Raw genomic sequence first — 25,913 nt, forward strand, 5'->3', positions numbered from 1 at the left:
AGCAGCTCCTACAAGGATGTACGCAGGGCCAATGTAGGAGCTGCCGCAGGCTGCGATCTTTTGATCTGCTCGTCAGCCGCCACCGCGCCAATCACCAGAATGGCCGGGCTTTTCAGCTCAAAGGCGTAGGCATCTTCTTCCATCGCCATCAGATCGCTGCGGCATTCCCGCTGGTGTGGCAGGGACGCGTTTTCAATCATCGCCACCGGTGTATCTGCCGCCATCCCGCCAATCAGCAACTGCTCGCGAATTTCACTCAGCTTCGCCACGCCCATATAAACCACCAATGTCGTGCCGCCTTGGGCGAGGGCTTGCCAGTTCAGGCTGCTGCCATCCTGGGTGTGGGCCGTCACCAGCGTCACGCCGCGCGCAACGCCCCGTAGCGTCAACGGAATATCGCATTGCGTTGCACCGGCGAGTCCGGCGGTGATGCCATTGACCAGCTCGACATCGACCCCGCGCTCGCGCAGCCACTGGGCCTCTTCACCGCCGCGACCAAAAATGCACGGATCGCCGCCCTTGAGCCGCACCACGCATTTGCCCTGACGGGCATAACGCAGCATCAATCGATGAATGAACGCCTGAGGCGTGGAGCGACAGCCACCGCGTTTGCCCACGGCAATGATTCGCGCCCGTGGACAATGCTCCAGCACCGCTTCGTTCACCAGATCGTCGATCAACACCACATCGGCTTCGCTCAACGCTCGAACAGCCTTGAGGGTCAGCAATTCCGGGTCGCCAGGACCTGCACCCACCAGCCAGACTTTTGCGTTCATAGTGTTTTCCTCACGAGATGACGGCGATCGGCTGCGCAGTGGCGGCCAACAAACGCTTTATTTCCGGGACGCAGGAGCCGCATTGCGTGCCGCACCCCAATTCTTGTTTCAAACCTTGCAAGTCCAGGCCTCGACGGATGCCGGCGCAGACCGCGTTCTGGCTGACGTTTTTGCAGTTGCACAGGGTTCTGGTGCCGGCGGCCGGCGCGCTGGCGTTACCAGGCGGCGCGCTCAGCGGTGCAAGCAGCCAGCGCCGCAGTTGCTGGTCGACGCGACCTTCGTGCCAGAGATCCTGCAGCCAGTGCTGGGCGAGGGTTTCGCCAGCGAGACGAATCGAGGTAATTCGGCCGTTCTCGATCCGCACCCGTTTACCGATGGAGCGCCGAGGGTCGTCGTAGGCCAGTACCGGCCCCTCGTTGAGCCTCAGGCAGTGGTCGATATCACGCAGTAATTGCGGGTCTGGCGCTGTGGCGCTGGAAGCGCGTATGAGCAGCGCGGGGCGTTCACGGCCAACAAGGCTGAGGCTGGCGTAGGAAAACGCCTCGCAGAGTGGTCGTAGCGTCTCAAAATGCTGTTGGATATCGCCCTCGACCAAGGCGAAAAGGTTCCAGGGCAGGTTTACCGGGTCAATTCTTACTCCGGTGTGTTTGAGTTCCGGTTGTTTCGACAATGGATCAAACGCCGGTTGGGTGATCGAATTGACACCACCCTTCAGGAAGCGGTCGCCCCAATGCATGGGCAGGAAGGCCTGGCCAGGACGCACACTGTCGTCACTGCCGACGGCAACAATGAGTGCGCCGCGACGGCTTTTCAGGCTGACCAGCTCACCGGGTTGCAGTCCATGGCGGTGCAGGTCATCCGGGTGCAGGCTCAACACGGCTTCACTGACATGACCGAACAACTGCGCGGCCGTACCGGTGCGGCTCATGCCGTGCCATTGATCGCGCAGGCGGCCGGTGATCAGGGTCAGCGGGAATTCCCCATCACGTTGTTCCCGGGCGGCAAGATACGGATCGGCGATGAACCGGGCGCGTCCGCTGGCGGTCGGGAAAATCCCGTCCACGTACAATCGGGCCGTACCTTCACTGGCGTTTGCAGGAAATGGCCATTGCTGCGGCCCGAGACGGTCGATCAGCTCATGGCTGATGCCGGACAAGTCCAGATCACGGCCGCGAGTCAATTGCTTGTACTCATCGAAGATCTGCGCCGGGGTCTCGAACGCAAACAGACTGGCTTGCTCGGGACGCAGATGTTTTTCCAGGCGCTGTGCGAAATCCACCGTGATCGCCCAGTCAGAACGCGCTTCACCGGGGGCGACAATCGCACGGCGGACATGGGAAATCCGCCGTTCGGAATTGGTGACCGTCCCTTCCTTTTCGCCCCAGCTGGCGGCAGGCAACAGTAGGTCGGCGAACGCGGCGGTTTCGGTGGTGCGAAAGGCTTCCTGCAACACCACGAACGGGCAGGCTTCCAGCGCTGCGCGCACGGCGGTCTGGTCCGGCATCGATTGCGCGGGGTTGGTGCAGGCAATCCACAGGGCTTTGACGGTTCCGCTACGAACCTGCTCAAACAGCTCGATCGCGCTGAGCCCGGTGCGTTCAGGCAATTGGTCAACGCCCCAGTAGGCGGCCACTTCCGCGCGGTGCTCGGCATTGGCCGCTTCGCGATGGCCGGGCAGCAAGTTCGACAAACTGCCAGTTTCCCGTCCCCCCATGGCATTCGGCTGGCCGGTCAGGGAGAAAGGTCCTGCACCCGGACGGCCAATCTGCCCGGTGGCGAGGTGAAGGTTGATCAGCGCGCTGTTTTTCGCGCTTCCGGCGGTGGACTGGTTCAAGCCCATGCACCACAACGACAGGAAACTCGGCGAGGTACCCACCCACTCGGCACATTGTTGCAGTTGTTCAACGCTGATCCCGCACAGCTGCGAAACCATTGGTGGCGTGTAATCGCGAACCAGGTCTTTCAGTTCGGCCAGCCCTTCGGTGTGGGCCTTGATGAAATCGCGGTCGATCCAGCCTTCCCACAGCAACAGGTACAAGATCCCATGGAACAACGCGACATCGGTGCCCGGAAGAATCGCCAGATGCAGGTCAGCCAAGTCGCAGGTGTCGGTGCGACGCGGGTCGATGACGATGACTTTCATCTGTGGCCGGCGGGATTTTGCCTCTTCGAGGCGCCGAAACAGTACCGGGTGGGCGTAGGCCATGTTGCTGCCGACGATCATCACGCAGTCGCTGGATTCCAGGTCTTCGTAGCTGCATGGCGGTGCATCGGCACCGAGGCTGCGCTTGTAGCCGACCACTGCCGAGGACATGCACAACCGCGAATTGCTGTCGATGTTGTTGGTACCGACCAGCGCTCGCGCCAGTTTGTTGAAACTGTAGTAATCCTCGGTCAGCAGTTGCCCGGAAATGTAAAACGCCACGCTGTCCGGGCCGTGTTCGGCGATGGTTTTGGCGAAGACGCTGGCAGCGTGATCAAGGGCCGTGTCCCAATCGGTGCGGCTGCGGGCCAGGCCCTTGCCGAGGCGCAGTTCCGGATACAGCGCTCGGGCCGCGAGGTCACCGGTCAGGTGCAGGGTCGAACCCTTGCTGCACAGTTTGCCGAAGTTGGCCGGGTGGGCCGGATCGCCGTTGACGCCGAGGATGCGCTCGCCGTCATGCTCGATCAGCACGCCGCAGCCGACTCCGCAATAGCAGCAGGTGGAGGCGGTGATCTGGCGGTTCATCAACTGGCTTCCTTCAAGGTTTCACCAAACATCAGGTGATCGCGGCGCTCGCCGATGTCCTGGTTCTCACGAATCTGCCGGAAGTACCAACCGCCATCTGCCGTATCGCCGTACAGGCAGGCACCGACCAGCACGTCATCCTTGATGACCAGCTTCTTGTAAATCCCGCTGATGGGGTCGGAGAGGGTGATGGTTTCGGTGCCTTCGCCGCCCATGAAGTCGCCGGCGGAAAACAGGTCGATGCCGGTGACTTTCAATTTGGTCGAGGTCACCGAGCCTTTGTAGGTGGCAAACCCCAGCCGGGCGAGATGGTTGGCGCAGACCCTGGCCTGTTCGAACAGCGGCGCGACCAGGCCATAGGCGATGCCACGGTGGCTGGCGCATTCGCCGATGGCATAGACCCGCGGATCGTAGGTTTGCATCGTGTCGCTGACCAGAATCCCGCGATTGCAGGGGAGGCCGGACTTTTCCGCCAGTTCGCTCGCAGGGCGAATGCCGGCGGCCATCACCACCAGGTCGGCGGGAATGATGTCGCCATTGTGGAACTCGACCGAGCCGACCCGGCCATTGCCGGCATCGTGCAGGGCCCGGGTTTGCTCGCGAAGGCGAAACTTCAGGCCACGAGCCTCAAGCGCGGTTTGCAGCATTTGGCCGCTGACGTTGTCCAGTTGCCGCTCCAGCAACCACTCACCGTTGTGCACCACGGTGACGTGCATGCCGCGCAGCATCAGGCCGTTGGCCGCTTCCAGACCCAACAGGCCGCCGCCGATGACCACGGCGTGCTCGTGGGTTTTGGCGGTGTTGATCATGGCCTGGGTATCGGCGATGTCGCGGTAGCCGATCACGCCATGCAAAGTGTTGCCGGGGATCGGCAGGATAAACGGAGTCGAACCGGTGGCGATCAGCAGGCGGTCGTACTCGGCCTCGGTGCCGTCGTCGGCGATGACCCGGCGTTTGACCCGGTCGATCTCCACCACTTTGCGGTTGAGCAGCAACTTGATGTTGTTGTCGAGGTACCAGTCCAGGTCGTTGAGCACAATCTCTTCGAAGGTTTGTTCGCCGGCCAGTACGGGCGACAGCATAATGCGGTTGTAGTTGGTATGCGGTTCGGCGCCGAAGACGGTGATGTCGTACAGCTCGTTGCTCAGCTTGAGCAACTCTTCCAGGGTCCGAACCCCGGCCATGCCATTGCCGATCATCACCAGTTTTAGTTTTTTCATCAGGTTCTCCGGGTGCTCGGAACACATTTCGCGCAAACAAAAAAAGGCGTCCCGCTAGTTGCCTAGCGAGGACGCCTTTGTCCTGGTCCCGTTACTTCGGGAAGCGCATCCTTCGTCGTTGAAGGCTGGGCTTTATGTAAGTTGAAAGAGGTAATGCAGTGGTTGTGCCAAGTTATTCAAGGAAGGGATTTACGGGGCTGCGGGAGGGCATTTGAGGAACCGATTCAAATTTTTGCACTGATTAGAGGCGGCTTGCCCGGTACTGGAGCATGCGAACCTGTGGCGAGGGAGCTCGCTCCCGCTCCCTCGCCACATAGGATCTGTTCGAATCAGGATGAATGGAGAACCAGAAACAACAGCACCAGATTTACCAGCAACGACCCCAGCGCCAACGTCCGCCAGACTTTCACCGGCTCGCGTTCCAGCAAAGGCCTTGGCCGCACACTCAAACTGCGCCGCTCGCCCTGTTCCAGTACCAGCAACCATTCTTCCGCCGTTTCATATCGCTCATCCGGGTTCGCCGCCACCGCGCGCTCCAGACTTTGCGCGATCCACTCGGACAGGTCGGGCCGGTAGCGACTGGCACTGACCGGTGCACCGAACCGCGGCCGCTGGAACGCTTCGATTTCGCCGTAGGGATAATGCCCGGTGAGCAGGAAATACAAAGTCACGCCGACCGCATACAAATCCTGTTGCGCCGACGGCGGATCGCCGCGGAAGGCTTCCGGCGCGATATAACTGGGCGTTCCAGGCAGGGTCGAGGCCTGGTCTTCAGACAGACCGGGGCAGTAGGCGAGGCCGAAGTCCAGCAGGCGCAGCTCGCCGTCGTCCCCCAGCAGCAGGTTTTCCGGTTTGATGTCGCGATGGAGAATCTGCCGGCGATGCAGCATGCCGACTGCCCGCAGCAAACGTTCCGCCAGGTCCTGCCATTGAGCCATGGGCAACATTGCGTTTCGCGCGCTCAGTTGTGCCAGGGTAGACCCGGAATATTCACGCATCACGTAGTACAAATGCTGACGCTGATGGGCGGCATGGACTTCAGGAAAATGCCGGCCGGCCACACGCTTGAGAAACCACTCTTCCGACAGCAATGCCTGCCCGGCCAGGTGATCGTCGCGCAGTGCCGCGGGCAAGGTTTTCAGCAGCCAGGGTTGTTGCTGAGCGTCGCGTACCCGGTAAAGCAGGGACTGCTGGCTCTGCCCGAGTATCGTTTCTACCTGCCACCCCTCAAAGGACTGGCCCGGTTTCAGCGCCGGCGGCAGTGGCCATTGCTGCAGATGAATCAGCGCGTCGCCGATACTCGTTTCACCGAGTGCGTCGACCCGCACCAGCAAAGCGCTGGCATTGTCCTGACTGCCCGCAAGATGCGCGGCACTCACCAGGGTGTGTGCCGCGCTGCGCAGATCCGGTTGATCGCGCAGGATCGCCGCAATCGCGGTGTCACCCAGCACGGCCCAGATGCCATCGCTGAGCAGCACGAAACTCTCATCCTGGCGCAACTCGCCATCGAGAAAATCCAGCACCAGATGCTGATCGAGGCCCAGCGCCCGTTTGAGCACATGCTGCATGCCCGGTTGGTCCCAGACGTGGTCTTCGCTGATCCGTTGCAAGTGATCGGCGTGCCAGCGATAAACCCTGCAGTCACCCACGTGCGCCAGGGTAAATCGCCTGCCGCGCATGACCAGGGCACTGACGGTCGTGAGCAGCGGTTGCCCACCGCCATTGGCCTGCAGCCAGCGATTCTGTGCCAGTAGCAGGCGGTCCAGTGCCTGGGCGACGCCCCAGGTTTCCGGGGTGGCGTAATAGTCCAGCGCCAGCGCCTGCAAGGTCGAACGGGCGGCGAGCCCGCCATCGGCGCACTGGCTGACGCCGTCGGCGATGGCGAACAGGTAGCCCTTGCTCGCCGCCAGCGCCGGCGCGGGAGTGACCAGGCGCAGGGCGTCCTGATTCTCCTCGCGCGGCCCCATGGCGCTGGCTTCGGCGAAACTCAGTTGCAGGCTCATTCAGCCCTCACACCCGCGCGGCGGTGACGGCCGCGGAGCCCCAGGTGGTTCTCCAGCGACGTTTCACACCGTGCAGGCCGAACCAGGCGAGGACGCCAAGACTGGCGAACAACCACAGGGCCAGTTGATAGCTGCCGGTGCTTTGCTTGATCGCACCCATGCCCGCCGCGAGAGCGAAACCGCCGATGCCACCGGCCATGCCGATCAAACCGGTCATCACGCCGATCTCACGACGAAAGCGTTGTGGGACCAATTGGAAAACAGCGCCGTTACCCGCACCCAGACCGAGCATGGTGCACACAAAAAGTGCCAGTGCCGTGTAGGAACTCGGCAAGTTGAAACCCACCGCCGCAATGCAGATCGCCGCCACCGTGTACATCGCCAGCAACGTGCGAATCCCGCCGAAACGGTCCGCCAGCGCACCACCCAAGGGACGCATCAGACTGCCGCCAAACACGCAGGCCGCCGTGTAGTAACCGGCGGTGACCGGGCTCAGGCCATATTGGTCGTTGAAGTAGCCGGGCAGGGCGCTGGCCAGGCCGATGAAGCCGCCGAAGGTCACGCTGTAGAAAAACATGAACCACCAGCTGTCACGGTCACCCAGGGCCTTGAAGTAGTCGGACATCGACTTGGCTTTCGGCCGTTCAGGGGCATTTTTGGCCAGCCAGGCGAAGACGATAATGGTCAGGATCAGCGGAATCAGGGCGAAGCCGAACACGTTGCTCCAGCCAAACGCTGCGGCCAGCACCGGAGCGATCAGCGCAGCGAGCACAGTGCCCGAGTTACCGGCCCCGGCGATGCCCATGGCCTTGCCTTGATGCTGCGGCGGATACCACTGCGACGCCAGCGGCAAGGCCACGGCGAAGGACGCACCGGCCATGCCGAGGAACAGGCCCAGCAACAGCGCTTGTTCATAACTGTGGATGCCCAGTTTCCAGGCGCCGAACAGGGCGCAGATGACGATCACCTGGCCGATCAGCCCGGCGGTTTTCGGCGACAGGCGATCGGCGAGCATGCCCATGATGAAGCGCAATACGGCGCCCGCCAGAATCGGCGTGGCAACCACCATGCCGCGTTGTTGGGTGGTCAGGTGCAGGTCGGCGGCAATTTGCACCGCCAATGGGCCGAGCAGGTACCAGACCATGAAACTCAGGTCGAAATAGAGGAAGGCCGCGAACAATGTCGGGGTATGGCCGGATTTCCAGAAGCTTGAATTCATCGCGCACCTCAGCTGTGAGTCGTCTCGAGAAGGAGTCATGAGCTTGCAGGTGGGGCGCCGCAACGGCCGCACCACCGGCCCCGGGCTGTGGGGCCAAAACAAAAAAACGCCGCCACCGGATTCGCCTTGGGCAAATGAGGTGAGCGACGTCTTTGTCGTAGGTGGGGCAACCGCCGTTGGTTACCTGTAGCGGTTACCTAGCGAGATCTGTGCCACATCATGAATTGTGGCGAGGCTGCGATCTTTGCTTTGTCAGCCCAGCAACTCACTCATGGCAATAATCTGCTCCGCCACCTGAATCAGCTTCTGCTGCCGGCTCATGGCCTGGCGGCGCATGAGGGTGTAGGCCTCTTCCTCGTTGCAGTCTTTCATCTTCATCAACAATCCCTTGGCCAGCTCGATGCGCTTGCGCTCGGCCAGTTGCAGGTCGCGGGCGTGCAGCTGGGCGCGCAAGGCCTGGTCGCTTTCGAAGCGCGCCATGGCCACGTCGAGAATCGGCTGCAAGCGTTGTGCGTGAATGCCTTCGACAATGTAGGCGCTGACCCCGGACTTGATCGCCTGGCGCATCACATCGGGGTCATGTTCGTCGGTAAACATCACGATCGGCCGCGGCTGGTCGCGGGATACCAGCACCACTTGCTCCATCACATCGCGGCCCGGTGACTCGGTATCGATCAGGATGACGTCCGGACGCACCGTTTCGACGCGCGCGGGCAGGTCGATGGTCAGGCCGGATTCGTCGATCACCTCGAACCCGGCTTCGGTCAGGGCCGCTTTCAGCCGGCCGACTTTCTTCGCGGTGTCGTTGATCAGCAGGATACGCAACATGTTCGCAGTCTCCTGTCAGCGGCTGGCGAGTAGGGGCGAGCTGTCGCTCATGGCGTGCAGCTTGAAGCTGCGGGCATAACCGGCAGGGTCGCAACCGTCCCAGCGTTTGCCGTCGATCAACTGGCTGCTGCGCATTTCCTCGCCCGACGAGGCAACACCGACGGCGGCCGCGGCCTCTCGATACAAGTCTAGTTGCTGGACCTGACGGGCCACCGCGAGGTAGTCCGGGTCGTCGCGCAACAAGCCCCAGCGGCGGAACTGGGTCATGAACCACATGCCATCGGACAGGTACGGCAGGTTGACCGCGCCACCGCCATGGAAGCGCAATGCGTGCGGATCTTGCCAGTGATTGCCGAGGCCGTCGTTGTATTCGCCGAGCAGGCGCGGTTCGATGCAATCGAGCGGTGCATCGAGGTAATCCGGAGCGCTTAACAGCTGCGCGGTGCTGCGGCGATTCTCGACGCTGTCTTCGATGAAACGGCTGGCTTCCAGAATGGCCATCACCAGTGCCCGGGCGGTATTGGGGTATTGCTCGACAAACGCACGGGTGCAACCGAGGACTTTTTCCGGATGGTCGGGCCAGATCGACTGGGTCGTCGCCATCGTGAAGCCGAGCTGCTGTTTCACCGCGCTGGCGGCCCAGGGCTCCCCGACGCAGAACCCGTCGATACGGCCCGCTTGCAGGTGCGCGACCATCTGCGGTGGCGGCACCACCACGTTGTCGACGTCGTGCAACGGATGAATGCCCTGGCTTGCCAGCCAGTAGTGCAGCCACATGGCGTGGGTGCCGGTCGGGAATGTCTGGGCGAAGGTGAGTTTTGGGCGAGTTTGGTGCACGTGACGGTCCAGTGCTTCAGGACCGGTCACGCCGAGCGCCTGCAAGCCATGGGAAAGGTTGATGCTCTGGCCGTTCTGATTCAGGCCCATCAACACCGCCATGTCGGTGGCCGCGACGCCACCGATGCCCAGGTGCACGGCGTATATCAGGCCGTAAAGACTGTGGGCGGCGTCGAGTTCGCCGCTGACCAGTTTGTCTCGCAGGTTGGCCCAGGAGGACTGGCGCTTGAGGTTCAAGGTCAGTCCATAGGGCTGGGCAAAACCCTGGGTGGCGGCGACCACCACCGAGGCGCAGTCGCTCAGGGCCATGAAACCGAGGTTGATGTCGGTCTTTTCCGGGGCGTCGCTGCCGTTGACCCAGGCCAACGGGCCGGCTGATGGTTCGTTCATCGCGTCTTCACCTTGCAAAAAAAAGCGTCGTCCCGGGTCCTCGCATGAGCAAGGCCGGGTGACGACGCCATTGTCCTGGCACTCATCCCGCCGTTGGCATGAGTGCTGATACCTCAATGGGTGCAAGGCATATGCCAGCCCGGGGTTCATCAGTTTTCCATCAGGACTTGCCGCGCCATGTCTTTCATCCTGCCGACCCTTCATCGTCAGGCTGCAAAGGAGGTTGGCGTGCAAACCGAATCATTTCATGCCCCCACATTCCCAGAGGTTCGTTCCGGCGAGCGGGTGTTGCATCTGCGTGTCAGCGAGTCGACCGACCTGCTGGGTTCGGCGCAGTGCCACCGGTTGCCCGGTGGTTGGGAGGGGCTGATCGCGGTCAGCGAGGCGCTGCAAATGCGCGGTGGCTGTGTGCAGGTGCTGCCGCTGTCCGAAACACGGCTGGTGAAACTGCAGGTCTTTTTCGATCTCAGTGACACGTTGACGGAGCAACGGCCGGGCCATGCGCCGTGGGCGCTGTTGCCGGTCACGTACGAGACCGTTCGGTCGGAGCGCGCGCTGGAGCGCTGGTACATCGGGCAGGCCATGAGCGCAAGTCCGGCCTACCACGCTTTCGCCAGCGTGCTACGTCATACCGAGAGCTACGGGCTTGTGCGATTCCTGCTGGAGCAGGGCACCCGCAGTGAAAAACTGAGCGACCTGGCGCAACGCTATGGCGTTTCCGTATCGCACTTTCGTCGATTGTGCCGACAGGCGCTGGGCAGTGCGGCAAAGCCTGCATTGCGCGGCTGGCGCACGGCCCAGGCGCTGTTGAACATGAGTCTGCGGGACTGCTCGCTAACGGATGTCGCGCTGGAATTCGGCTTTGCCTCTTCTTCGCATTTCTCCAAGGAAATCCGCGAACTGGTGGGCTTCACGCCCAGCAGTCTTGCCGATATCACCTACCTTCCAGGCAAGTGAGCCGATGAACCGCCGATCGTTCTCCTTATCCCTTTTGCCCGTCTGTCTGGCCACGGTGTTGCTGCTCGCACCCTTTGCCGCACAGGCCTCTGTCTATAATTTCGAGGCCCGCGAACAAAGCGCGCGCACTTTTTTCAGCGAGCTGTCCGGCCCGCTGGGCAAGCCGGTCATCGTCAGCAAGGCCGCTGCGGCCAAGCGGATTTCCGGTACGTTCGACCTGCTCACGCCGCAACGCACCTTTGAGCGAGTCAGCGCGCAAATGGGCCTGATCTGGTACAGCGATGGTCAGGCGATTTATCTGTATGACGCCCCGGAACTCAAAAGCGCGATGGTGTCGCTGCAAACCCTGACCGTGGCGAAGCTGCAGGCGTTCCTGGAACGCTCCGGGTTGCACGATCGCCGTTATCCGTTGCGCCACGATGGCCTGCGTACGTTCCATGTCTCCGGCCCGCCGATGTATGTCGATCTGGTCACGCAAGCGGCCGGCCTGATGGATAACCAGCGCTCGGAACTGTTGCTGGGCAAGCAGCAGATCGGCGTCATCCAGGTGCGAAACACCTTTGTGAGCGACCGCAAATACGAGTTGCGTGATGACAAGGTGACGATTCCCGGGCTGGCCACCGTGATTGAGGCCTTGCTGCGCGGCGAACGCAACGGCGTCGAGCCCGCGGTGGCGCACGTCCCGGCACAGCGACCGCAGGGCTTGATGCCGGCGTTTCCTTTGGAAGGCCTGGCGAGCTCCCCTTCGGATCAGGACCCGTCCGCGCCGCGAATCCTCGCGCGCGACACGTCTGCCGGGAACATTCGGGTCGTGGCCTATCCCGACACCAACAGCCTGTTGGTCAAGGGGTTGCCGGAGCAGGTGCGTTTTATCGAGAACCTGGTCAGTGCGCTGGACACGCCCAAACGCCACGTGGAGTTGTCGTTGTGGATCATTGATCTGCACAAGGATGAGCTCAATCAGTTGGGCGTCAATTGGCAAGGCGTCGTGAATTCGGGCGGAAAATTCAGCGCGTCGCTCAACGCCGGCTCGGCGACCACGCTCGATGGTGCTTCGTTCGTCACCCAGGTCATGGCGCTGGAGCGCACGAGCCGGGCGAATGTGGTGTCGCGACCGGTGATCCTGACCCAGGAAAATGTGCCGGCGATTTTCGACAATAACCGCACCTTTTATGCGCCGCTGGTGGGCGAGCGCAGTGTTGATCTGCAGCACGTGACCTACGGCACGCTGGTGAGCGTATTGCCGCGTTTCGCCCAGGCGGACGAGATTGAAATGTCGCTCAATATCGAAGACGGCAACGAAATCGAGAACCCGGGCCAGGGTGAGCGGCCCAGCGCTCTGCCGACAGTCGGCCGCACCCGCATCAGTACGGTGGCGAGGGTGCCGCCGGGCAAGAGCCTGCTGGTGGGCGGTTTCACCCGCGATGACCACGGCGAACAGATTGGCCGGATACCGGTGCTGGGGTCGATTCCGTGGATAGGCCGGCTGTTCAGTTATCGGCAGAGTCGCTCGGCCAATACCGTGCGGGTCTTCCTGATTCAACCCAAGGAAATTCGCGACACGCTGGAGCCGAACGCCGTTGAACCGGCTCCACAGTTGCTGACCCCGGAACAGCACGAACGTTTGCGCCGTTCCTATTTTCGGGCGGCAATAAAATGATCCTGCCAGCGATTTCCAGCGGTGGGCGCGCGGCCCAGGCGCGGCTGAATGCCGAGAAGGCCGCCGAGCATCCGCAGCCACAGGCGACGGCGGAGACTGATCTCGACGACAGCGGCACGGCGGGCGTCCTGCAGCGTTTCGTGCAGATCAGCGATGAAATGTCGGCGGCATTGGCGCAGTTTCGTGGCCGCCGGCAGTTCGAACTGAAGTCCGACACCTTGACCGACAACTTCGAAAGGGTCCTGGACGACGACACCGTGCCCAAGGTTCGGCAGATTCTCAGCCTGGCACGGCTCGGCGACAAACCCATCAGCTGGTTGCTGCAAATGGCGCGGAAGCTGTTTGCCGATGACAGCGATCTGGCGTTGGTGCTGCGAGAACTGTTGCGTCGTAAAAAACTCGAGAAAAGCACCCGTCAGCGGCTCGAAACCCTTTTGCAGACGGTGGTCGCCCAGGCGTCTCCCAAGCGCATGAACGCCGGCATCAACGCCGCGCTCAAGGCCAGGATGTTCGGCGCGAGCATGGCTGTGCGCGCCGCGCTGTTGCGCGAAACGTACCGGGATTTTCTCGAGTCCGATGAAGGGCCGGTCAGCTGTTATCAGGACTGGATTGCGCTGTACGGCCCACTGCAACGCACGAATGTACTGGCCTTCATCGAAGCGGCGCTGCTCACCGATATCAGCGCCCAGGACCCGAGTTGCTCGCGCGCAGAGTTTGGCCAACTGCTGGCCCGGCTGAATGACCTCAAGCGCCTGCGTTCAGCCGATGGTCTGTTCATCGGCGGCCTGCTGGGCGATGAACTGATCTGCCGGCACAACCCCGATGAATCCGACTGGCTGGTGTTCCTGTTCGGCCTATTGACCTGGCCCGATGAGCTCGACCAGTTGTTGCTCGGCGTGCTCGGTGAGCGCGTGCTGCTGAGCCTGCACCGTGAGCGCTCGACGCTGCTGCAGACGGTGCGCCGGTTCAGCCTGCAGTTGCCGTTGCAACTGTTTGCCGATGAAGAGGCGCCGCTGCGCCTGGCGCGACAGTTTTCGCTGCTGGCCGACGTTGCCTACACCCACGAATGCATTGAACAGCGTCGTCTCGGCGGTTGCTCATGACTTTTTTCCGGAACTGACCTGCCATGTTCAATGTGTTTTTGCGCAACGTCAGCGCTCGCCCGGAGCTGCTGATCCTGACTCTCATGGTGATGATCATCGCCATGCTGATCATTCCGCTGCCGACGGTGCTGGTGGATTTTCTCATCGGCCTGAACATCGTCATTTCGCTGCTGGTGTTCATGGGCTCGTTCTACATCGAACGCATCCTCAGCTTCTCGACGTTCCCGGCGTTGCTGTTACTGACCACCCTGTTTCGCCTGGCACTGTCGATCAGCACCAGCCGCTTGATCCTGAGCCAGGCCGATGCGGGCGAGATCATCGCGTCCTTCGGCGAGTTCGTGATCGGCGAAAGCCTTGTTGTGGGCTTCGTGATCTTTTCGATTGTCACCATTGTGCAGTTCATCGTGATCACCAAAGGCTCGGAGCGGGTCGCCGAAGTCGCGGCGCGCTTCTCGCTGGACGGCATGCCGGGCAAGCAAATGAGCATCGACGGCGACCTCAAGGCAGGCGCCATCACGGCCGAGGAAGCCAAGGAAAAACGCAGCGTGCTGGAGCGTGAAAGCCAGCTGTATGGCTCCTTCGACGGCGCGATGAAATTCATCAAGGGCGATGCGATCGCCGGCATCATCATTATTTTCGTCAACTTCATCGGCGGCATGGCCATCGGTGTCGGGCAAATGGGCATGGACATGTCCACGGCCCTGTCGACCTACACCTTGCTGACCATCGGCGATGGCCTGGTCGCACAGATTCCGGCGCTGCTGATCGCCATCGGCGCCGGCTTCATCGTGACCCGCGTCAACGGCGACGACAGCAACCTGGGGCGCAACATGCTGGCCCAGATGCTCGGCAATCCGTTCGTGATGGGCGTCACCGCGCTGCTGGCGGTGGGTGTCGGTCTGCTCCCCGGTTTCCCGCTGATGACGTTTCTGCCGATTGCCGCGGTGCTGGCGCTGGTGGTGTTCATCCGGCATCGAAAGGCTTCCAGGGGCACTGTTGACGGTGAGAGCCGTGTTGCAGCCACCGAGCAGGACGTGCTGCAAACCGGGTCGGGATTGCTCGATGACGTCGATAACATCGCCACAGAGACCATCGCCTTGATGTTGCTGGTGCCCACGTCGCAACTGGCTGCGCTGAACAAAGCCCGTTGGGCGGCGCGCTTTCGCAGCCAGTTTTTCGTCGACTACGGCTTGCGGATACCCGAACCGCAGTTCCGCGCGAGCGAGGCGTTGCCGGCTCATCAAGTGGCGGTGCTGATCAATGAAGTGCGTGCCGAGCAATTCGATATCCATTTCGATCACTGGCGTCTGCTCGACTATTCGCCGGACCTCGAGCCCCTGGGTTTTGCCCTGGTGCGCGGCAACGACAGCAATCGCCTGGGCGGTGTCTGGGTCAACGCCGTCGACAAGGAGCGAGTGCAACAGTTGGGCTATCAACTGCGCCCGGCAGACGAGGAATGCTACCGCTGCCTGGTCACGTTGCTGGCGCGCAATATCCAGGAGTTTTTCGGCGTGCAGGAAACCAAGCAACTGCTCGACGAAATGGAAGCGAAATATCCCGACCTGCTCAAGGAAGTCTATCGCCATGTCACGGTGCAGAAGATCGCCGAGGTCCTGCAACGCCTGATCGGTGAGCGCATTTCCGTGCGCAACATGAAGCTGATCCTGGAGTCGCTGGCCCACTGGGCGTCACGGGAAAAGGATGTGCTGGCGCTGGTCGAACACGTTCGCGGAGCGATGGCGCGCTACATCAGCAACAAATTCGCCCACGGCAATGACTTGCGCGTCCTGCTGCTATCGGCGGAATTCGAAGAGGTGGTACGCCGGGGCATCCGGCAAACCTCGGGCGGCAGTTTCATCAACCTGGAGCCGGCCGAGTCGGAAGAGCTGATGGACCGCCTGAGCGTCGGCCTGGACAGCCTGCACATCGCGCACAAGGACATGGTGCTGCTGTGTTCGGTCGATGTGCGGCGCTACATCAAGAAACTGATCGAGGGGCGTTTCCGGGAGCTGGACGTGATGTCGTTCGGCGAAATCTCCGAGACCATCTCGGTCAATGTCATCAAGACCCTCTGAGGAAACCCTGTAAATGAGACCGATCGATATTGCTGACCTGCTGCGTGAAGCACTGCGACACAGCGGCTGCATGGACAGCCAGATAGGGCACTTCGACAGCCACAGCACCATTGAAATGCAGATGAAAAACCTGCCCGATGTCAGCGTGGCCGTGGTGGAAGGCGATGTGTGGATCTGGGCCGCCGTCGCGCAGGCGACCCCCGGCGTCATGAACCATTGCGCCTTCGAATTGATGCAGTTCTTGCTGGAAGGCAATGCTTTTTCTCGCACCGGCCAACTGCACCTGTGCGAAGTCCAGGGGCAGCTCGAACTGCGCTTGATGGCCAATGACCACGCCCTGGGGGACGCCGAGCGTTTCGCGCAGGCCCTGGATGCTTTTGTGCAGTCGATTGAAACACTGTGCGAACTGTTGCGCCGATGAGCATCCGGCTGGAACGGCAGGCCGCCCATCCCTTGCGTTTGAGCGGTCCTTTGATCGAAGCGGCGCTGGACGATGTGGTGGTCGGCGAGGTCTGCGAAGTGCGTCGTCATTGGCGTTCGCCGCTCGTGGCGGCCCGGGCGCAAGTCATCGGCTTCAAACCCGGCGCCGTACTGCTCAGTTTGCTCGGCGACGCCAAAGGATTGTCCAGGCAGTCGATGATTGTCCCGACGGGTTCGACATTGCGCCTGAGTTGCAGCGATGCCTTGCTGGGCAGCGTGGTCGATCCCCAGGGCAATATCGTCGAGCGACTGGCACCGTCGACAGCCTTCGAGCAGCAGGATTATCCGGTGGATGCCGACCCGCCGTCGTACCACCAGCGTCGGCCGGTAGCAGAACCGCTGAGCACCGGAGTCCGCGTTATCGATGGCTTGTTGACCTGCGGTGTCGGTCAGCGCATCGGTATTTTTGCCGCGGCCGGGTCCGGCAAAACAACCTTGATCAATATGCTGATCAGCCACACCGATGCGGACGTTTTCGTCATTGGCCTGATCGGCGAACGCGGGCGTGAAGTGACCGAGTTCATTGAACATCTGCGCCAATCCACGAAGCGATCACGTTGCGTGGTGGTGTTTGCCACATCGGATTTTTCCTCGGTGGACCGCTGCAATTCAGCGTTGCAGGCGACAGCCATCGCCGAGTATTTCCGCGATCAGGGCCAGCGTGTGGTGCTGTTGCTGGACTCGTTGACCCGTTACGCCCGTGCTCGCCGCGACCTGGCCCTGGCCGCGGGTGAAGCGCCGGCCCGGCGCGGCTATCCGGCGTCGGTGTTCGATGCGCTGCCACGTTTGCTGGAGCGGCCCGGCGTGACGGCTTCCGGGAGTATTACCGCCTGGTACACGGTCCTGCTCGAGAGTGACGATGAGCCGGACCCGATCGCCGAAGAGATTCGCTCCATTCTCGACGGCCACATTTACCTCAGTCGTGCCCTGGCGGCCAAAGGTCATTACCCGGCGATCGATGTCTTGCGCAGTGTCAGCCGCGTGGCGACGCAAGTCACCAGTGCGCAGGTGCAGCAACTGGCGGCGTCGACCCGTGAAACCCTGACGCGCCTGGAGCAGTTGCAGATTTTCCTCGACATGGGCGAATACACCCAGGGCGCCGATGCCGCCAACGACCAGGCCTTGCAGCGTCGCGAAGCCTTGACTCACTGGCTGCGTCAGCCGACGGACGAATGTTGCGAGCCTGACGAAACCCTGCGGAGCCTCAATGAACTCATTGCCTGACCGGCGCCGCCTGTTGGTGTTCAGCCAGTTCCGTCAGCAACGCGGTGAACAGGCCGTGCTGCGCACCCAACAACAGTTGCAGCCGCTGCGGGGGGAACTCGCCGGTTTCGAGGGGCAAGAGGCCTCGCTGCAAAACCTGCTGGCCAGCCATCGCGCCACCGATTGCGTTCTGGATCATGGGCAGTTGCTGGCGTTGCTGCGAACCCAGGCGGTCATCCGGCGGCAGATTGATCTGGTACGCCTTGAGCGCGACCGCGTGGACGGGCAGTGCAGGCAGATCGAGCTGTCGTTGCAAGCGCAACGCGAGCAACTGCGTGGCCTGCAGCGTAAACACGACACATACCAACGGTCGGTGCAGCAACTGGTGCGCGCGCAACGGCTGGAGCAGGTGCGCCGGGAAGAAAGGGAGACAGAAGAGATGACTGGAGTAAAGCGATGAAGGGGGTTTCTACGGTTTCACCGGGACCGGCGCCAACGCTGGAACCTGCTACCGAGGGTTCTGCAGATGAACTGCGCGACACACTTGTACCGGCGCAAGAAGATGAGCTGCCGCAAGGTGTGCAGGATTTGCTTGCAACGCTGATTGTGCGTCATCGGCCTGTCATGGAGGCTGGCCGCAAAGGGGCCGGGCATTCGTTGATCTCCGCCCAGGGGGTCCCGGAGCTGATGTCTCATCCGCAACCGGTCCGGTTCTCCGGCCAGCCAGTCCAACCTTCGTTGAAACAACGAATGGAGGTTGTTGCCCCGGCCTTCGACAGGGTGGCCATGCCTGCGCAAGGGATTCCAGGGCGCATTGACGTGAACCCACATTCGTCGAGTACGGCTGAATCGCTGCCGGTCGAGCGGACAGCCACCGCCAGTACCCCGGCAACACTCGCCGCCGACGCGCCACCGCCCGAAGCACTGATGAACTTTCACACCGTGCGGCATGCACCTGCGGCCGCAGCGGTTTCCATCCCCTTGCCCCCGATGCCTATGCCCAAGCCAGCCCTCGACATAATGATCGAAACGCTGCCCGGTTCCAGCCGTGGCCTGCTGCAGGTGCCCTTCAACAAAGGCGCCGCCAGCGGGCAAGTGACGATTTCCCGATTGCCCGACGAGCCCACTCAGAACTTGCTGCTCAGCCCGAGCAACACCCTGGTCTTCGAACAACTCAAGGCACCTTTTGAACTGGCTCGGGATCCCGGCTGGCGGTTGACCGACGACGGTGGCGAGCAGCAGCACCAAGGCTCCCATCACTCGCCGGATGAAGAGCAGACGGAGCAGCAGGAATTTCCAGCATGAGAGCGCTGACGTTGCGCCGGGTCGACGCAACGGCGCACGCCCGTACGCAAGCAGTTCAACGCTGGTGCGATGCCGGTCATGGTGCCGGCGTGGGCAGACCGGACCGATTGCCCGGCTACTTGCGGTTTTGCGCTCGCAGCAAGGAAGGGGACTGGCATGGCCTGATCCTGGCCCGCGACTGGCTGGATCAAGCATTACCGCAGTTGCGCTCATTGCTGATCGTCGAGTGCCCGCCGGCGAGCATCGTCGAGTTGTTCCGGGCTGTGCCGCGACCGCTGCCCATGGTGGACGAGCTGTCTTATCAAGCGTTGGTCGATCTCGAACTGATCGACGCCCCGGCCGAACTGCCGGCGCACGATTTGCTTTGGCTCGACACGGCTCATGGGCGCGTGTGGTTGACGCAGTTGCCACCGACACAGGCGTCCCGTCGCTCGCCTGGACCGTGGTCATGGCTGGCTGATTTGCCGCTTCGCCTGCAACTGCTGCTGGGCTTCAGCCACCTGCGTCCAGTGCGGCTGGGGCAGGGCGACGTCCTGCGCATCACCCACCGGACAGACCAATGCCTGTTGGCCGATCAACGCATCGGTGTGTTCACGTTCACTGAAGAGGGATTACACATGCAATCGACGGTTGCCGATTCAAATCAACAGACGGATGGCCCAGCCGATGCGGACATCGAACTGGGTGCTTTGCCGGTGCGCCTGGAATTCCTGCTCGCCGCTCATGAGATCGACCTGGGGACGTTGTCACAGATCATCGATGGCCAGCTCATTCCGCTGGCGGCCGATGCCGCCCGGCACATCGAGGTTCGCGCCAATGGCAAGCGCGTGGCCCGTGGGGAACTGGTGCAGCTGGACGATCAGTTGGGTGTGGAGTTGCTCGAAGTCTATCGAACGACTTATCGGAACAGCGGCGATGAATGATGTCTCGCTGATTGCGCTGCTGGCGTTCGCTTCACTGCTGCCGTTCCTGGTGGCCGCCGGTACCTGTTACATCAAGTTTTCCATCGTGTTTGTCATCGTGCGCAACGCGCTGGGATTGCAGCAGGTGCCGTCGAACATGGCCCTCAATGCGATCGCCTTGATGCTGGCGATTTTCGTGATGACGCCGGTCATGAAGCAGGGTTACGGCTACTACAAGGAAGAAGCGGTGGCCTTCACCGACATCGAGTCGGTGGTGAACTTTGCCGAGAACGGTCTGGGTGGCTACAAGGATTACCTGCGCAAATACACTGACCCCGAACTGGCCCTGTTCTTCGAGCGTGCACAAGCGGTCCAGAGTAGTGATGCCGAGGTGGAGCTGCCCGCTGATGAACAACTCACACCTTCACTGTTTTCGCTGTTGCCGGCCTATGCGCTGAGTGAAATCAAAAGCGCATTCAAGATCGGTTTTTATCTCTATCTGCCGTTTGTGATCGTCGATCTGGTGATCTCCAGCATCCTCCTGGCGCTGGGCATGATGATGATGAGTCCGGTGATCATTTCGGTGCCGATCAAACTGGTGTTGTTTGTCGCGCTGGATGGCTGGGCGTTGCTGTCGACCGGTCTGGTCAAGCAATACCTGACGTTGCTGACATAGGGGAATAGACATGAACGATCTGGTCTATGCCGGCAATAAAACCCTGTACCTGATTCTGTTGATGGTGGCCTGGCCGATCATTGTCGCCACGGTGGTCGGCCTGGTGGTGGGGTTGATTCAGACCGTGACCCAGTTGCAGGAGCAGACACTGCCGTTCGGATTCAAGTTGATGGCGGTGGCGGCGTGTCTGTTTCTGCTCTCGGGCTGGTATGGCGAAACCCTGCTCGATTTCAGCCGTGAAGTCATCCGTCTGGCATTGGGTTAGACCGATGTCGGTGACGCTGTTTTTCGATCTGTACGCGCTGTTCGCGGCGGCGGTCCTGGGGGTTGCACGGCTGGCGCCGATTTTTTTCATGTTGCCGTTTCTCAACAGCGGCGTGCTGACCGGGGCACCGCGCCAGGCTGTCATCGTGCTGGTGGCGTTGGGGTTCTGGACCTCTGTCGGCGAGCCGCTGCCGCGCCTCGACGGGTTGGCATTCTTAGGTTTGTTGCTGCGCGAGGCCGGCATTGGCGTACTGCTGGGCTGCCTGCTGTGCTGGCCGTTCTGGGTGTTGCACGCCATGGGTAACCTGATCGATAACCAGCGCGGGGCAATGCTCAGCAGTACGGTGGACCCGGCCAACGGCGTCGATACGTCGGAGCTGGCGAATTTTCTCCAGTTATTCGCCGCCGCGGTTTATCTCGAAGGTGGCGGCATGCTGTTGATGCTCGAAACCGTCGGCCACAGTTATCGCATTTGTACGCCGGCAAACGGCTGTGAGATGCACCTGCCAGCCGTGCTGAGTCTGCTGGATGCGCTGGTGAGCAAAACCCTGGTGATCAGCGCGCCGGTGGTGGCGACGCTGCTGGTCAGCGAAGCGCTCCTTGGATTGCTCTCGCGTTATGCACCGCAAATGAATGCATTCTCGGTGTCGCTGACGGTCAAGAGCCTGGTGGCGCTGGTGGTGCTGATGCTGTACTTCGGCGTGCACTTGCCCGACGAAGTCCTGCGCATGGGGAGCAAGTCCCAGGCGCTGGAGCACTATCTGGCTGGCGACGGGGAGGGTGGCGATGTCGTCCAGCGCCTCGAAGACTGAGAAGCCCACCCCGAAGAAACTGCGGGATGCGTCGCGCAAGGGGCAGACGTTCAAGGCCAAGGATCTGGTCGTCACCTGCCTGACCCTGTGCGGCATCACCTACATGGTGTTCAACAGCTCGTTGCTTGAGGTCATGGAAGTCTACCGGCGCATCATCGCCAGCGACTTTGATGCCGACCTGCAAAAGTACTCGGCGATGTTGGTGGTGGTCGGGCTCAAGGCACTGCTGCCGCTGCTGCTGGTGTGTGTCTTGACCAGCGCGTTGCCGGCGTTGCTGCAAAGCGGTTTTGCCCTGGCCAGCGAAGCCTTGAAGCTGAATCTCGGGGCGCTGAACCCGATCAATGGCTTCAAAAAACTGTTCAGCCTGCGCACGGTCAAGGACACGGTCAAAGCGCTGTTGTACCTGGGCAGCTTTGCCCTGGCGCTGTGGATTGTCTGGGTCACCCAGCGGCAATTGCTGTTTGCCCAATTGTTTGCCCAGGCCCCGGAGCTGTTCGCGATCTGGGGGCACTTGCTGCTGGTGCTGGTGTTGGCGTTTCTGGGCTGCGTGCTGTTGATCGTGGTGCTCGATGCGCTCAGCGAGTACTGGCTGTTCATGAAAGACCAGATGATGGACAAGGACTCGGTCAAGCGCGAACACAAGGAGCAGGACGGCAATCCCGAAATCAAGGGTCGCCGGCGTGACCTGCACCGGGAGTTGCTGTCGGAGCAGGTCAAGTCCGATGTGCGCAGCTCGCGGATGATCATCGCCAACCCCACCCACATTGCCATCGGCGTGTATTTCCGTCCGGAAATCACCGTGCTGCCGTTCATCTCCCTGATGGAAACCAACCAGCGCGCCCTGGCCGTTCGAGCGTATGCCAAAGAGGTCGGGGTACCAGTGATCAACGACATCGCCCTGGCCCGGCGGATCTTCAAGACCCACCAGCGCTACAGCTTCCTCCAGGTGCAGGAAGTCGAGGAAGTCCTGCGCCTGTTGATCTGGCTCGAGCAGGTGGAGCAGGCCTGATCCACCCTTTCTTTATCCATCCCATCGTTGGCATGAGCGCAATTTGGCAGCGGGTCTGCCAGCGCTTTGGCTCAATGCGTTCGTCAGCGGCGCTGACGTTTTTTCAGGAGTGTGGCCGATGAGTCGCAACAACCAACAAGACGAGCAAATCGCTCTGGAAATCGTGGATGCCGTGCTCGCGGGGGCGCCGTTAAAGGACGTGCAGGGTCTCAGCGACGAGCACATGGACGGTCTTTATGCCTTTGCTTACCAGTTTTATGAGCAAGGCCGGCTGGACGATGCCGAGAAGTTCTTTCACTTCCTGTGCATCTACGACTTTTACAACAGCCAGTACTGGATGGGATTGGCGGCGGTGTACCAGCTCAAGCAAAACCATCAGAAAGCAATCGACCTGTACGCCATCGCCTTCGCCCAGGGCAAGAACGATTACCGACCGATGTTCTACAGCGGTCAGTGCCAGCTTGCCCTGGGCAAGATCGGCAAGGCCAGGTTGTGTTTCGGGTACGTACTGGAGCAGGCCACGGAAGAGGACCTGCGCAAACAGGCACAGGTGTATCTCGACACCTTGGCTCACATTGAAATGGACTGTTCGGAGGACTGAACATGAGTGAAATCAGAAGTACATTCAACCCGGCTTATGCCGGAGGGCTCAGCCGTACCGAAGCCTTTGAGATCTACGGCAAAGCCGCCAGCCAGGCAGCCAGAACGGTGGATTTTCAGAAGGCTGGCCAGGACGCGCTGGCCGGTTTGATGTCGGTGAATTACGACGGCGAGCACGGTAAATCCACAGCCACCCCGGGGCGTCCACAGTTGCATCTGCCACTGGCCCGCACGAGTGGCAAAGAGTCGGAAGGCGATTTGTTCACGCTGCTGATGGCGATGATCAGCGAGCTGATTGGCGAGGTCGACGTCAACAAGCTGAAAAACCGTTTGGCGATGTTGCAGAGCATGGCCGGTGCCAAGCAACAGGGTCATGAAAAACTGGCGTCTGATTATGCTGAGGCCGTCGCGGCTCTGGAAGCCGCCGAGGGCGCAGTTGGCGGCAGTCAGGAACAGCTCGAGAAATTGCGCGAGCGGGTTCAGCAACTCCAGGGCTTGCTGGACGAAAGCGAGGCGCGTCTGGCGAAGCTGGACCCCGAATCACCCGAGTATGCGAGTGAGTTGGCGCGTCGCGACCAGCTCAAAGGCGAGTTGGCGACTCATACCCAGACCTTTGAAAAAGCCACCGATGCCCATCTGAAATTGATCGAAACCGCCAACGCCGCCGCAAAAGTCCTCGCGATCGTGACCGCAAAAGTCCTCGAGGCAGGCGTCGGCGGACCTCAGGTTAAACAATCGGATGAAAAGGCGCTGAGCAGCAGCGCACTGGCCCTGCTGAACCGCTTGAAGATCATCGAGTTGCTCGGCGAGTCGGCGCAGAACAAGGAGGAGCTCAATCAGGAGCTGTTTCTGGAATTGCAGGCCAAGTTGCAGGAGAAAATGCAACTCGAGTCGGAAAAGTACCTGGAAGAAGTGCGTAAGGCCGAAGCGTTGCAGAGGACCATGGGCTGCATCGGCAAGATCGTTGGCGCCTTGGTGGCCATCGCCACCATCGCCGCCGGCGTTCTGACCGTCAACCCTGTCCTTATCGCGGTAGGTGTGATCGGGGCCGCGGTCATGATTGCCGACGAGGTGGTCAAGGAACTCACGGGCGTGTCGTTCATGGCCGAGGCGATGAAGCCGCTGATGACGGTGATGCAGGAAGCCATCCAGTTCTTTACCGACCTCTACACCAAAGCGCTCGTGGCGTTTGGTGTCGATTCCGAAACGGCGAAGGAAATCGCGCAAATCGCCGGCATGATCGCGGGCATCGCCGCCACCATTGCTGCCATCGCATTGGCCGCCATCGTCGGGGTTCAGGTAGTCGGGCCGATGATCGGCGCAGTCGCTTCGAGACTGGCATCCGTGGTGGCGCAGGCCGCTCCCGCAGCAGTGCAGGCAATGAAGCAGGTGGCTTCCTCGGTCGGCAACACGCTGACTCAGATGCTGACCCAAATACGCAGTTTAGTTACCAAAGGCGCAGATGCCGTATCCCTGGCCCGTTACACCTCCAATCTCGAAATCGCTCAAGCCCTCACCGAGTTTGGCGGCGTGGCAGCCCAGGGCGTGCTGGGAGTCCGAAGCGGCGTGCATCAGGCCCAGGCGGCCGAACACCTGGCGGACGTGAAGGTGCGCATGGCAATCAGCGAAGAAATTACCTCCTACCTCACTCGGCTGGTCGAAGACTACGGCAAGGCGATGCAAGACCGGACCCGGCATATCGAACATGTTTTTGCCGATATGCAACGCAGTCACTCCGTCAGCCTGCAAATGGTCAGACACGTCTGAACCCACTCATAAAAGGTATTTGTCATGACCACGATCAACAACACCGGGGTGGTGTTTTCACGCCCAATAATTAGCCAGCAAGATGCGCTTCTTACTCAGAAAAGACCCGACGCGCTCAAAGAGCTTTCCCTTAGTAATGCGCTCACTGACAAGCAGATTCTTAATGACTCTTTGACCCGGACTCCTTTAACGGTGGAGCTCCAGAGCGCTATTGACGCCTACCAGATCGGGGAATCCGACTGGCAGGATTTTGCCGCAACCGCACTGATGCTCAACGATGAGGTCCGCGAAGATTTGGTGTTTGACCCAGGTGCCTGGGAGAAACACGCCAACGTGCTGGTCGCCGCGATCATCGCGTTGAACATCGCGCGGGTCGCCAATGCCCAACTGCGCGGGCATTTCAGTGTGATGGCCGCTGATGCCGCCAAGTCCCAGGGCGCCGCCATCATGGAATCCGGCAAGGCCGCCATGTACAGCGCCATTACGGCAGCAGTCGTCTCCGGTGCCATCGCCGGGTTTGCCATGGCCAAGACCTTTCAGGGGCAAGGGCTCAAGCATACGGATATCGACCTGCATAAGCGCAGTTCCCTGGACGCCGGCAACATCGAACGTGACCTTAAACATGATCGCAGTCGCGGTGACTGGAACCCGGAAACGACCTACAAGATCAAGGTGTTCGATGACTTCGGCCGGACGAAATCGGTGGATTTCAAACCTCAGGGTTCGACCCTGACACCCAAGGAGCAGGCATGGTTCGACGGTGAAATTCTCAAGGCGCAAAAGGTTGGCCAGACGTCGGACTGGCTCAGCCAGATGGGCAGCAAAGGCATTGAGAAGAAACTTGATATCGGCCGCGCGCTAAACGCCATTTCGATGGGCATGAGTCAGATGGTCTCCAGCATGGTTCGCATGGCCGAGCATGCGGCGCGGGAGAAAGAGGTATTGCAACAAAGTGCGCAAAACACGCAGAAGAGCTTGAGCGATGAAATTGGGCAGAAAGACTCGGCGGATGCGGCGCTGTTGCAAAAGCTCATGGATATCGTGATGCAGCTGTTTCAATCGCGGATTGAAGTCATTGGCAAAATGGCCTGAGTAGGGA

General features: G+C 61.1%; 22 protein-coding genes and 1 pseudogene. 16 read left to right on the top strand and 7 right to left on the bottom strand.

The features are described from left to right. Positions 1-8 precede the first annotated feature (8 nt). The 7 genes and pseudogenes from cobA to B723_RS14965 form a co-directional block, all read right to left on the bottom strand. Positions 9-776 carry a uroporphyrinogen-III C-methyltransferase gene (gene cobA / locus B723_RS14935; protein WP_017337465.1) on the bottom strand — a complete coding sequence of 256 codons (768 nt, stop codon included), beginning with the start codon at positions 774-776 and terminating at the stop codon, positions 9-11. A gap of 10 nt (positions 777-786) precedes the next feature. Next, on the bottom strand, positions 787-3,504 hold the full coding sequence (locus B723_RS14940) for a nitrate reductase (RefSeq protein WP_017337466.1): 2,718 nt from the start codon (positions 3,502-3,504) through the stop codon (positions 787-789). A gap of 20 nt (positions 3,505-3,524) precedes the next feature. Further along, positions 3,525-4,724, bottom strand: a pseudogene (locus tag B723_RS14945) (NAD(P)/FAD-dependent oxidoreductase); the annotation flags it as partial. A gap of 329 nt (positions 4,725-5,053) precedes the next feature. After that, positions 5,054-6,727 (bottom strand): bifunctional protein-serine/threonine kinase/phosphatase, encoded by a 1,674-nt coding sequence (locus B723_RS14950; protein ID WP_017337468.1) that lies wholly within the window; start codon positions 6,725-6,727, stop codon positions 5,054-5,056. A gap of 7 nt (positions 6,728-6,734) precedes the next feature. Further along, the gene (locus B723_RS14955; RefSeq protein ID WP_017337469.1) at positions 6,735-7,946 is read right to left on the bottom strand and encodes a nitrate/nitrite transporter; all 1,212 of its coding nucleotides are present in this window, start codon (positions 7,944-7,946) and stop codon (positions 6,735-6,737) included. 252 nt (positions 7,947-8,198) lie between these two features. After that, positions 8,199-8,774 (bottom strand): ANTAR domain-containing response regulator, encoded by a 576-nt coding sequence (locus tag B723_RS14960; protein ID WP_017337471.1) that lies wholly within the window; start codon positions 8,772-8,774, stop codon positions 8,199-8,201. Between the two features lie 15 nt (positions 8,775-8,789). Then, positions 8,790-10,001 (bottom strand): CmpA/NrtA family ABC transporter substrate-binding protein, encoded by a 1,212-nt coding sequence (locus tag B723_RS14965; RefSeq protein ID WP_017337472.1) that lies wholly within the window; start codon positions 9,999-10,001, stop codon positions 8,790-8,792. 177 nt (positions 10,002-10,178) lie between these two features. Here B723_RS14965 and B723_RS14970 point away from each other — a divergent pair, with 177 nt between their 5' ends. From B723_RS14970 to B723_RS15045, 16 genes are all read left to right on the top strand, one after another. After that, on the top strand, positions 10,179-10,958 hold the full coding sequence (locus B723_RS14970) for a helix-turn-helix domain-containing protein (protein ID WP_017337473.1): 780 nt from the start codon (positions 10,179-10,181) through the stop codon (positions 10,956-10,958). A 4-nt stretch (positions 10,959-10,962) separates the two neighbouring features. Beyond that, positions 10,963-12,618, top strand: coding sequence for a type III secretion system outer membrane ring subunit SctC (gene sctC, locus B723_RS14975; protein WP_017337474.1), 1,656 nt, complete (start codon positions 10,963-10,965; stop codon positions 12,616-12,618). Continuing rightward, on the top strand, positions 12,615-13,721 hold the full coding sequence (gene sctW, locus B723_RS14980; RefSeq protein ID WP_017337475.1) for a type III secretion system gatekeeper subunit SctW: 1,107 nt from the start codon (positions 12,615-12,617) through the stop codon (positions 13,719-13,721). Before sctC ends, sctW begins: the two co-directional genes overlap by 4 nt. A gap of 23 nt (positions 13,722-13,744) precedes the next feature. Then, entirely contained in the window at positions 13,745-15,796 is a 2,052-nt protein-coding gene (locus B723_RS14985; RefSeq protein ID WP_017337476.1) for an EscV/YscV/HrcV family type III secretion system export apparatus protein, read from the top strand. 13 nt (positions 15,797-15,809) lie between these two features. Further along, positions 15,810-16,217 (top strand): hypothetical protein, encoded by a 408-nt coding sequence (locus B723_RS14990; protein ID WP_017337477.1) that lies wholly within the window; start codon positions 15,810-15,812, stop codon positions 16,215-16,217. Continuing rightward, on the top strand, positions 16,214-17,500 hold the full coding sequence (sctN, locus tag B723_RS14995) for a type III secretion system ATPase SctN (RefSeq protein WP_017337478.1): 1,287 nt from the start codon (positions 16,214-16,216) through the stop codon (positions 17,498-17,500). The genes B723_RS14990 and sctN overlap by 4 nt, the downstream gene beginning before the upstream one ends. Continuing rightward, a complete protein-coding gene (locus B723_RS15000) occupies positions 17,484-17,939 on the top strand; it encodes a type III secretion protein (RefSeq protein ID WP_017337479.1) in 456 nt (151 codons plus the stop codon). Before sctN ends, B723_RS15000 begins: the two co-directional genes overlap by 17 nt. Beyond that, the gene (locus B723_RS15005) at positions 17,936-18,784 is read left to right on the top strand and encodes a hypothetical protein (RefSeq protein ID WP_017337480.1); all 849 of its coding nucleotides are present in this window, start codon (positions 17,936-17,938) and stop codon (positions 18,782-18,784) included. The genes B723_RS15000 and B723_RS15005 overlap by 4 nt, the downstream gene beginning before the upstream one ends. Next, positions 18,781-19,707 carry a FliM/FliN family flagellar motor switch protein gene (locus tag B723_RS15010; RefSeq protein WP_017337481.1) on the top strand — a complete coding sequence of 309 codons (927 nt, stop codon included), beginning with the start codon at positions 18,781-18,783 and terminating at the stop codon, positions 19,705-19,707. Before B723_RS15005 ends, B723_RS15010 begins: the two co-directional genes overlap by 4 nt. Next, complete coding sequence (locus B723_RS15015; RefSeq protein WP_017337482.1) at positions 19,700-20,362, top strand: EscR/YscR/HrcR family type III secretion system export apparatus protein; 663 nt, start codon at positions 19,700-19,702, stop codon at positions 20,360-20,362. Before B723_RS15010 ends, B723_RS15015 begins: the two co-directional genes overlap by 8 nt. A gap of 10 nt (positions 20,363-20,372) precedes the next feature. Beyond that, positions 20,373-20,627 carry an EscS/YscS/HrcS family type III secretion system export apparatus protein gene (locus B723_RS15020; RefSeq protein WP_017337483.1) on the top strand — a complete coding sequence of 85 codons (255 nt, stop codon included), beginning with the start codon at positions 20,373-20,375 and terminating at the stop codon, positions 20,625-20,627. 4 nt (positions 20,628-20,631) lie between these two features. Then, a complete protein-coding gene (sctT, locus tag B723_RS15025) occupies positions 20,632-21,438 on the top strand; it encodes a type III secretion system export apparatus subunit SctT (RefSeq protein ID WP_017337484.1) in 807 nt (268 codons plus the stop codon). Further along, a complete protein-coding gene (locus tag B723_RS15030; protein ID WP_017337485.1) occupies positions 21,413-22,447 on the top strand; it encodes an EscU/YscU/HrcU family type III secretion system export apparatus switch protein in 1,035 nt (344 codons plus the stop codon). Before sctT ends, B723_RS15030 begins: the two co-directional genes overlap by 26 nt. Before the next feature lie 118 nt (positions 22,448-22,565). Further along, positions 22,566-23,048 (top strand): type III secretion system translocator chaperone SicA, encoded by a 483-nt coding sequence (gene sicA / locus B723_RS15035; RefSeq protein ID WP_017337486.1) that lies wholly within the window; start codon positions 22,566-22,568, stop codon positions 23,046-23,048. Between the two features lie 2 nt (positions 23,049-23,050). Continuing rightward, a complete protein-coding gene (sctE, locus tag B723_RS15040; protein ID WP_017337487.1) occupies positions 23,051-24,814 on the top strand; it encodes a type III secretion system translocon subunit SctE in 1,764 nt (587 codons plus the stop codon). Positions 24,815-24,838: 24 nt separating this feature from the next. After that, positions 24,839-25,906: a cell invasion protein gene (locus B723_RS15045; protein WP_031318607.1), complete on the top strand. Its 1,068-nt coding sequence runs from the start codon at positions 24,839-24,841 to the stop codon at positions 25,904-25,906. Positions 25,907-25,913: the final 7 nt, after the last annotated feature.

Origin of the sequence: Pseudomonas fluorescens NCIMB 11764 (assembly GCF_000293885.2) — a bacterium.
Classification (GTDB): Bacteria; Pseudomonadota; Gammaproteobacteria; order Pseudomonadales; family Pseudomonadaceae; genus Aquipseudomonas; species Aquipseudomonas fluorescens_B.

Coding starts and splice junctions, on each gene's coding strand:
- cobA (WP_017337465.1), bottom strand. CDS start 776: ATGAACGCAAAAGTCTGGCTGGTGGGTGCAGGTCCTGGCGACCCGGAA.
- B723_RS14940 (WP_017337466.1), bottom strand. CDS start 3,504: ATGAACCGCCAGATCACCGCCTCCACCTGCTGCTATTGCGGAGTCGGC.
- B723_RS14950 (WP_017337468.1), bottom strand. CDS start 6,727: ATGAGCCTGCAACTGAGTTTCGCCGAAGCCAGCGCCATGGGGCCGCGC.
- B723_RS14955 (WP_017337469.1), bottom strand. CDS start 7,946: ATGAATTCAAGCTTCTGGAAATCCGGCCATACCCCGACATTGTTCGCG.
- B723_RS14960 (WP_017337471.1), bottom strand. CDS start 8,774: ATGTTGCGTATCCTGCTGATCAACGACACCGCGAAGAAAGTCGGCCGG.
- B723_RS14965 (WP_017337472.1), bottom strand. CDS start 10,001: ATGAACGAACCATCAGCCGGCCCGTTGGCCTGGGTCAACGGCAGCGAC.
- B723_RS14970 (WP_017337473.1), top strand. CDS start 10,179: ATGTCTTTCATCCTGCCGACCCTTCATCGTCAGGCTGCAAAGGAGGTT.
- sctC (WP_017337474.1), top strand. CDS start 10,963: ATGAACCGCCGATCGTTCTCCTTATCCCTTTTGCCCGTCTGTCTGGCC.
- sctW (WP_017337475.1), top strand. CDS start 12,615: ATGATCCTGCCAGCGATTTCCAGCGGTGGGCGCGCGGCCCAGGCGCGG.
- B723_RS14985 (WP_017337476.1), top strand. CDS start 13,745: ATGTTCAATGTGTTTTTGCGCAACGTCAGCGCTCGCCCGGAGCTGCTG.
- B723_RS14990 (WP_017337477.1), top strand. CDS start 15,810: ATGAGACCGATCGATATTGCTGACCTGCTGCGTGAAGCACTGCGACAC.
- sctN (WP_017337478.1), top strand. CDS start 16,214: ATGAGCATCCGGCTGGAACGGCAGGCCGCCCATCCCTTGCGTTTGAGC.
- B723_RS15000 (WP_017337479.1), top strand. CDS start 17,484: ATGAACTCATTGCCTGACCGGCGCCGCCTGTTGGTGTTCAGCCAGTTC.
- B723_RS15005 (WP_017337480.1), top strand. CDS start 17,936: ATGAAGGGGGTTTCTACGGTTTCACCGGGACCGGCGCCAACGCTGGAA.
- B723_RS15010 (WP_017337481.1), top strand. CDS start 18,781: ATGAGAGCGCTGACGTTGCGCCGGGTCGACGCAACGGCGCACGCCCGT.
- B723_RS15015 (WP_017337482.1), top strand. CDS start 19,700: ATGAATGATGTCTCGCTGATTGCGCTGCTGGCGTTCGCTTCACTGCTG.
- B723_RS15020 (WP_017337483.1), top strand. CDS start 20,373: ATGAACGATCTGGTCTATGCCGGCAATAAAACCCTGTACCTGATTCTG.
- sctT (WP_017337484.1), top strand. CDS start 20,632: ATGTCGGTGACGCTGTTTTTCGATCTGTACGCGCTGTTCGCGGCGGCG.
- B723_RS15030 (WP_017337485.1), top strand. CDS start 21,413: ATGTCGTCCAGCGCCTCGAAGACTGAGAAGCCCACCCCGAAGAAACTG.
- sicA (WP_017337486.1), top strand. CDS start 22,566: ATGAGTCGCAACAACCAACAAGACGAGCAAATCGCTCTGGAAATCGTG.
- sctE (WP_017337487.1), top strand. CDS start 23,051: ATGAGTGAAATCAGAAGTACATTCAACCCGGCTTATGCCGGAGGGCTC.
- B723_RS15045 (WP_031318607.1), top strand. CDS start 24,839: ATGACCACGATCAACAACACCGGGGTGGTGTTTTCACGCCCAATAATT.